Annotated in this window: 6 protein-coding genes; 5 read left to right on the forward strand and 1 reads right to left on the reverse strand. The window is 68.9% G+C overall.

The annotated features are described in order from the left end of the window. Positions 1 to 1,462, reverse strand: a 1,462-nt coding sequence (locus tag E4L96_RS10730) for a PAS domain-containing protein (RefSeq protein WP_167758658.1), incomplete at its 3' end; no start/stop codon positions are given. 183 nt (positions 1,463 to 1,645) lie between these two features. On the opposite strand from E4L96_RS10730, the gene E4L96_RS10735 reads away from it, so the two are divergent. The 5 genes from E4L96_RS10735 to E4L96_RS10755 all read left to right on the forward strand — a co-directional run. After that, positions 1,646 to 2,404, forward strand: a complete 759-nt coding sequence (locus E4L96_RS10735) for an SDR family NAD(P)-dependent oxidoreductase (protein WP_135207214.1) — start codon at positions 1,646 to 1,648, stop codon at positions 2,402 to 2,404. 13 nt (positions 2,405 to 2,417) lie between these two features. Further along, on the forward strand, positions 2,418 to 2,876 hold the full coding sequence (locus E4L96_RS10740) for a GNAT family N-acetyltransferase (protein ID WP_167758659.1): 459 nt from the start codon (positions 2,418 to 2,420) through the stop codon (positions 2,874 to 2,876). 73 nt (positions 2,877 to 2,949) lie between these two features. Beyond that, positions 2,950 to 4,728: a gamma-glutamyltransferase gene (ggt, locus tag E4L96_RS10745; RefSeq protein ID WP_135207216.1), complete on the forward strand. Its 1,779-nt coding sequence runs from the start codon at positions 2,950 to 2,952 to the stop codon at positions 4,726 to 4,728. Between the two features lie 54 nt (positions 4,729 to 4,782). Beyond that, positions 4,783 to 6,018 carry a patatin-like phospholipase family protein gene (locus tag E4L96_RS10750; RefSeq protein WP_135207217.1) on the forward strand — a complete coding sequence of 412 codons (1,236 nt, stop codon included), beginning with the start codon at positions 4,783 to 4,785 and terminating at the stop codon, positions 6,016 to 6,018. Further along, positions 6,015 to 6,512 (forward strand): response regulator (locus E4L96_RS10755; protein WP_135207218.1); only part of this gene is annotated, 498 nt, incomplete at its 3' end. The genes E4L96_RS10750 and E4L96_RS10755, both read left to right, overlap by 4 nt.

The following is a 6,512-nucleotide window of genomic DNA, read 5'->3' on the forward strand; positions in this document are numbered from 1 at the left end:
CTTCGGCGCGCAGGCGCGCCAGCACCTCATCCCAGCAGTCCGGCCCGTCCGGCGCCGCGGCCAGGGCCGGCACCCGCAGGCCCGCCTGCGCCTGGGTGGGCCCGGCCAGGGTGTGGAAGGCGTCGTTGAATTCCGTGATCAGGCCGTCCGCATCGGTGATCGCGATCGGCACCATCGACTCGAACATGCGGGTCGCGATCTTGCGCGAGGCCTCGGCCTTGCGCTGCTCGGTGATCTCGGTAGAGATGCCGCACAGCGCGTAGACGAAGCCGTTGGCATCGCGCAGCGGGATCTTGCGCGAGACATAGGTGCGCAGCGCGCCGTCCGGCCCGCGCACCACGGTCTCGGTGACGGTGCGTTCGCCTTCCTCCAGCACGCGCGCATCGGACATGCGGAAGTGCTCGGCCTGCGCGGGCACCGCCAGCTCGGCATCGGTGCGGCCGAGGATGGCCTCGCGTGGCTGGCCGGTGAAGCGCGCCATCGCGGCGTTCACGTACTGGTAGCGGTAATGGCGGTCCTTGATGTAGATGAGGCTGTCGGCGCTGTCGAGGATGGTGCCGAGCCGTTCCTCGCTGTTGCGCAACTGGAGCGTGCGGTGCTCGACCTGGCGCTTGAGGATGCGCGAGCTGAGCACGGCCAGCAGGGCGATCAGCAGCAGCAGGGCGGCGCCCACCGCCACCGTCGGCCACACCCACGCCGGGGTGGCAGGGCGGCGTGCGCGGTTGAGCAGGGTGGTGTAAAGCGACTCGGGATCGGCCTTGGCCCGCACCAGCCAGCGGTCGATGGCGGCAAGGTAGGCGGGATCGAGCCCGGGGCGCGCCGCGAAATACAGCCGTGTCGGATGGAACAGGAGCGGGGTGTCGCGCAGGCCGAACTGCCATGCGTAGGCATCGCCGTAGAAGTTGTTGACCAGGGCGACCTCGGCCTGGCCCACGGCGACTGCCTCCAGGGCCGCCTGGAACGACCGTACCGGCAGGATCGTCACATGCAGGCCGAAGCTCTCGGCCATGTGGCCGAAGTAGGACTGCTGCACCGAGCCATCCACCACCGCGATGCGCTTGCCCTGCAGGTCCATGACCGAGTGCACCGTCACGCCCGGCGCGCGGTAGCCCTGGGTCCAGGCCAGCAGCACCGGCTGGCGGTGAAACTGGTACAGCTGCGCGCGCTCGTCGGTGTAGGCGACATCGGGCATGAGGTCCAGCTGGCCGGCGTGCAGCATCTCGAGGCAGGCCCGCCAGTCGCAGGGCACGTACTCCAGGCGCCAGGCGTTGGCGGTCGCCATCTGGTCCAGCAGTTCGGGGAACAGTCCGGCCGGCGTGTTTGCCTTCAGGAAAACTTTGGGGGGATTGTCGTAGATACCGACGCGCAGCACAGGCCGCGGGTCCTGGCCGTGCGCCAGCGCGGAAAGACACAGCCCAGCCGACAGCAGAAGCGTGCGCAGTTCCATGCGATGCCTGTACATACCATTAAACTTCATGGTAACGGGGCACCAGGGTTTTGTCAGCGTGCCTCGGTCGGGCCGAGCAAACTGTTGCAAGCTTGCCACGGCGGTGCCAGTTCCAACGGGGCGGGGAAGTCCGCTACAATGCCCCGATTGACGTTTACGTAAACGTCGGCAAGTTCACCCACCTTCGAAGAGGACGGCATGCAGATCCAGAACAACGTATTCATCATCACCGGCGGCGCATCGGGCCTGGGCGCGGCCACCGCGCGCATCCTCACCGAAGCGGGCGGCAAGGTCGTGCTGGCCGACGTGCAGGCCGAGGCCGGCCAGAAACTGGCCGATGAACTCGGCGGCAAGTTCGTCCAGTGCGACGTGACCTCGGAAGCCGACGCCCAAGCCGTGGTCGATGCGGCCGTGGCCCTGGGCACCCTGCGGGGCCTGATCAACTGCGCCGGCGTGGCACCCGCGGTGAAGACCGTCGGCAAGGACGGCGCCCACCCGCTGGACGTGTTCCAGCGCGCCGTGAACATCAACCTGGTCGGCACCTTCAACATGAGCCGCCTGGCCGCCGTGGCGATGGCCGCGACCGACGCGGCCGAGTGGGGCGAGCGCGGCGTGATCATCAACACCGCCTCGGTGGCGGCCTTCGACGGCCAGATGGGTCAGGTGGCCTACGGTGCCTCCAAGGCGGCCGTGGCCGGGATGACGCTGCCGATGGCGCGCGACCTGTCGCGCAACGGCATCCGCGTGATGACCATCGCCCCGGGCATCTTCGAAACCCCGATGTTGCTGGGGATGCCGCAGGAAGTGCAGGACGCGCTGGGCAAGATGGTCCCGTTCCCCCCGCGCCTCGGCAAGCCGTTCGAGTACGCGCACCTGGCCAAGTGCATCATCGAGAACACGATGCTCAACGGCGAGACCATCCGCCTGGATGGCGCGATCCGCATGCAGCCGAAATAATCCGCCTGCCTCCATGCTGATCCGGCGCGCCCACGGGGACGATGCGGGAGCGGTCAGTGCGCTGATCCGCTCCCTCGCGCACTTCTTCACCATCGCGCCCGATGGCGCGGGGGCGGAGCAGTTCCTGGCGTCGGTCAGCGAAGAAGCCCTGCGCGGCTATTTCGCGTCGCCGCGCTTCCTCTACTACGTGGCCGAACACGAGGGCCAGTTGGCCGGGGTGGTGGCGCTGCGCGACGGCTCCCATCTCTACCACCTGTTCGTGGCCCCTGCGTGCCAGGGCCGCGGCCATGCGCGCACCCTGTGGCGGCACGCCGTCGCCACGGCGGAGCAGGCGGGAATGCCGATCGCCACCGTCAACGCGACCCTGTACGCCCAGCCGATGTACGAACGCTTCGGCTTCGTGCCGGAGGGCGAACCGCAGCGCATGCACGGCATCGCCTTCATCCCGATGCGGATGCGCTCCCCGGACTGAGCTCTCCAAAATGAGGTAGCATGCTGCCCAGCCTGCGCGGCGCCGGACGTGCGCGGGAGTCTTTGGAGAGAGCATGTTTACGTTCAAACAGATCGCGCTGGCCGCCGCATGCGCCAGCGTGTTTGCCACGCAGTTCACCCACGCGCAGCAGGTCGCCGACCGCGCCCCCGAAATCAGCACCGGCTACCAGGCCAAGAGCGGCTGGACCGCGAAGAAGTTCATGGTGGCCGCTGCCAACCCGCTGGCGGTGGAAGCGGGCTACGAAATCCTCAAGAAAGGCGGTTCCGCGCTGGACGCGGCCATCGCCACCCAGCTGGTCCTGACCCTCGTCGAGCCGCAATCGTCCGGCATCGGCGGCGGCGCCTTCATGCTGTACTACGACGGCAGCAAGACCCAGGCCTACGACGGCCGCGAGACCGCGCCCATGGCCGCGGACGAGCACCTGTTCCAGGACAAGGCCGGCAAGCCGCTCGCGCGCATCGAGGGCATCGTGGGCGGCCGCTCGACCGGCGCCCCGGGCGTGCTGCGCATGCTGGAGATGGCGCACAAGGAGCACGGCAAGCTGCCGTGGAAGGCGCTGTTCGAACCGGCCATCCGCCTCTCCGAAAACGGCTTCAAGGTCAGCCCGCGCCTGAACGGCCTGCTGACCTGGGACCGCTACATCCGCAAGGACAAGGAGGCCGCGGCCTACTTCTACGACAAGGACGGCCAGCCCTGGCCCGTCGGCCACCTGCTGAAGAACCCCGCGCTGGCCGCCACGCTGAAGGAAATCGCCAGCGGCGGCGCGGACGCCTTCTACAAGGGCCACATCGCGAAGGACATCGCGGCCAAGGTGCAGTCGCATCCGACCAATCCGGGCCTGCTGACCGCGAAGGACATCGAAACCTACCAGGCCAAGCACCGCGACCCGGTGTGCAGCGACTACAAGGCGTACACGATCTGCGGCATGCCGCCGCCATCCTCGGGCGGCATCGCGGTCGCGCAGATGCTGGGCATCCTGGAGAACCGGGACATCAAGCCCTACGCGCCGGTCAACGGCCAGCTCACCGCGCAGGCGATCCACCTGTTCTCGGAAGCGGGGCGCCTCGCCTACGCGGACCGTAACCGCTACGCCGCCGACACCGACTTCGTACCGCTGCCCGGCCGCGGCGTGGCGGGCCTGATCGACAAGGACTACCTGAAGCAGCGCGCGCAGCTCATCACGGACAAGTCGATGGGCGTGGCGCCGGCCGGCCGGCCGCCCGGCATGGACGTCGCCTGGGGCACGGACAACGCCATCGAAACACCTTCGACCTCGCACCTGGTGGTCGTCGACGGCAATGGCCAGGGCCTGTCCATGACCACCACGGTGGAAGACGCCTTCGGCTCGCGCCAGATGGTCGATGGCTTCATCCTGAATAACCAGCTGACCGACTTCTCGTTCGACTCGGTGGACAAGGACGGCCCGGTGGCCAACCGCGTCCAGGCGGGCAAGCGCCCGCGCAGCGCCATGTCGCCGACCATCGTGTTCGACCGCGCTACGAAAAAGCTGGTGCTGGCGGTCGGCTCGCCCGGCGGCCCGGCCATCATCAACTACGTGGCCAAGGTGCTGGTCGGGACCCTGGACTGGGGCCTGAATGTGCAGCAGGCCATCAGCCTGCCCAACATCGGCAGCATGAACGGCCCGACCGTGCTGGAAGACCGCCGCGTGCCGCAGTCTGTGGTTGACCAGCTGGTCGCCAAAGGGCACACGGTGCGCCAGGTGGAACTCAATTCTGGCCTGCACGGCGTGCAGCGCATGACCGTGAACGGGCAGGATGTGTGGTTCGGCGGCGCCGACCCGCGCCGCGAAGGTGTGGCGCACGGCGATTAAGCGCCCGGGGTTCTTCACCAACTGGTAATACCCTGTTAATCTTGCCTGATGGTGATGAACGGGGTGATCGAGGGAGGGCGCAACAAGACCGGCCTGGTGCTGACCGGCGGTGGCGCCCGTGCGGCCTACCAGGTGGGCGTGCTGCAGGCGATCTCCCGCATCCTGTGGGAGGAGGGCTGGCCGCCCGCCCGCAACCCCTTCGACATCATCTGCGGCACCTCGGCCGGCGCCATCAACGCCACCGCGCTGGCCTGCCGCGCCGATAACTTCGGCGAGGGCGTGGACAAGCTGCTGGACGTGTGGGAGAACTTCACCGCCGACCAGGTCTACCGCGCCGATTCGCTGGGCGTGCTGCGCTCCGGCGCGCGCTGGCTCTCGCTGCTGTCCTTCGGCTGGCTGCTGCGCAAATGGCGCGCCGCGCCCCCGGCCTCCCTGCTGAACAACATGCCGCTGGCGGGACTGCTGCACCGCATGCTGGACCTGCCGCGCCTCGACGCGGCGCTGTCCGACGGGCTTCTGCACGCGCTGGCGGTGACGGCGTCGTCGTACACGGCGGGCCAGCACGTCACCTTCTACCAGACCGCGGCCGACATCGTGCCGTGGGTGCGCACCCAGCGCATGGCGCTGCAGGACCAGATCGGGGTCGAACACCTGCTGGCCTCCAGCGCGATTCCCTTCATCTTTCCGGCGGTGCCGCTGTACATCGGTGGCGGGCGCCAGTACTGCGGCGACGGCAGCATGCGCCAGCTGGCGCCGATCTCCCCCGCGATCCATCTGGGCGCGCAGCGCGTGCTGGTGATCGGGGCGGGGCGCCTGTCCGAGCCGCCGCGCGACCTGCCGTCCGCGCCGCCGTATCCCAGCCTGGCGCAGATCGCGGGCCATGCGCTGTCCTCGATCTTCCTGGACAGCCTGGCGGTGGACATCGAACGCCTCAACCGCATCAACGTCACGCTGTCGATGATGCCGCGCGAGTACCTGGTACGCACGCCGCTCCGGCCCGTGGACCTGCTGGTGATCGCCCCGTCCGAGCGGCTGGACGATATCGCAGCCCGCAACGTGCGCAGCCTGCCCGCGCCGGTGCGCACCCTGCTGGGCGGGATCGGCGCCACCGAGGCGCGCGGCGCGGCGCTGGCGTCCTACCTGCTGTTCGAGGCGGCCTACACGCGCGAGCTGATCGAGCTGGGCAAGCGCGATACGCTGGCCCGGCGCGAAGACGTGGTGGCCTTCTTCGGCCAGGAATCCTACGCTGCTGCCGCCAACGAAGCCGAGGCGAAAGGACGGACCGCATGAATGCCCTGGTGGTCGACGACGACATCGTGTCGCGCCTCGCGCTGACCGACCTGCTGGCGGCCTACGGGGTGCTGGAACTGGCCGAGGCGGCGGATGGGCAGGCAGCGTGGGCGCTGCTGGAGCAGGGCCTGCGGCCGGTGATCTGCTTCTTCGACGTGCACATGCCGCACCTCTCCGGCCTGGAGCTGCTGGCGCGCATGAAGGCGCACCCGGAGCTGGCCGCGATCCCGGTGGTGCTGGTGTCCTCGGCCACCGACCGCGGCACCATGCTGGAGGCGATCAAGCTGGAAGCGGCGGGCTACATCCTCAAGCCGCTGCAGCCCGCCGATGCGCGCAGCCATCTGGAAAAGATCTTTCGCGCCACCCTGGACCGGCACAGCGAAAATCCGGAAGCGACCATGCAGCGCCTGCAGCTGCCGCGGGACCGGCTGGCCGCCTACTTCGCCGCCTTCGCGCAGCAGCTGGCCAGCGCGCGGGACGAGCTGCGGCACGAC

The organism is Zemynaea arenosa (genome assembly GCF_004614185.1).
In the GTDB taxonomy this organism is placed as follows: Bacteria; Pseudomonadota; Gammaproteobacteria; order Burkholderiales; family Burkholderiaceae_D; genus Telluria; species Telluria arenosa.

Coding starts and splice junctions, on each gene's coding strand:
- E4L96_RS10735 (WP_135207214.1), top strand. CDS start 1,646: ATGCAGATCCAGAACAACGTATTCATCATCACCGGCGGCGCATCGGGC.
- E4L96_RS10740 (WP_167758659.1), top strand. CDS start 2,418: ATGCTGATCCGGCGCGCCCACGGGGACGATGCGGGAGCGGTCAGTGCG.
- E4L96_RS10750 (WP_135207217.1), top strand. CDS start 4,783: ATGAACGGGGTGATCGAGGGAGGGCGCAACAAGACCGGCCTGGTGCTG.
- ggt (WP_135207216.1), top strand. CDS start 2,950: ATGTTTACGTTCAAACAGATCGCGCTGGCCGCCGCATGCGCCAGCGTG.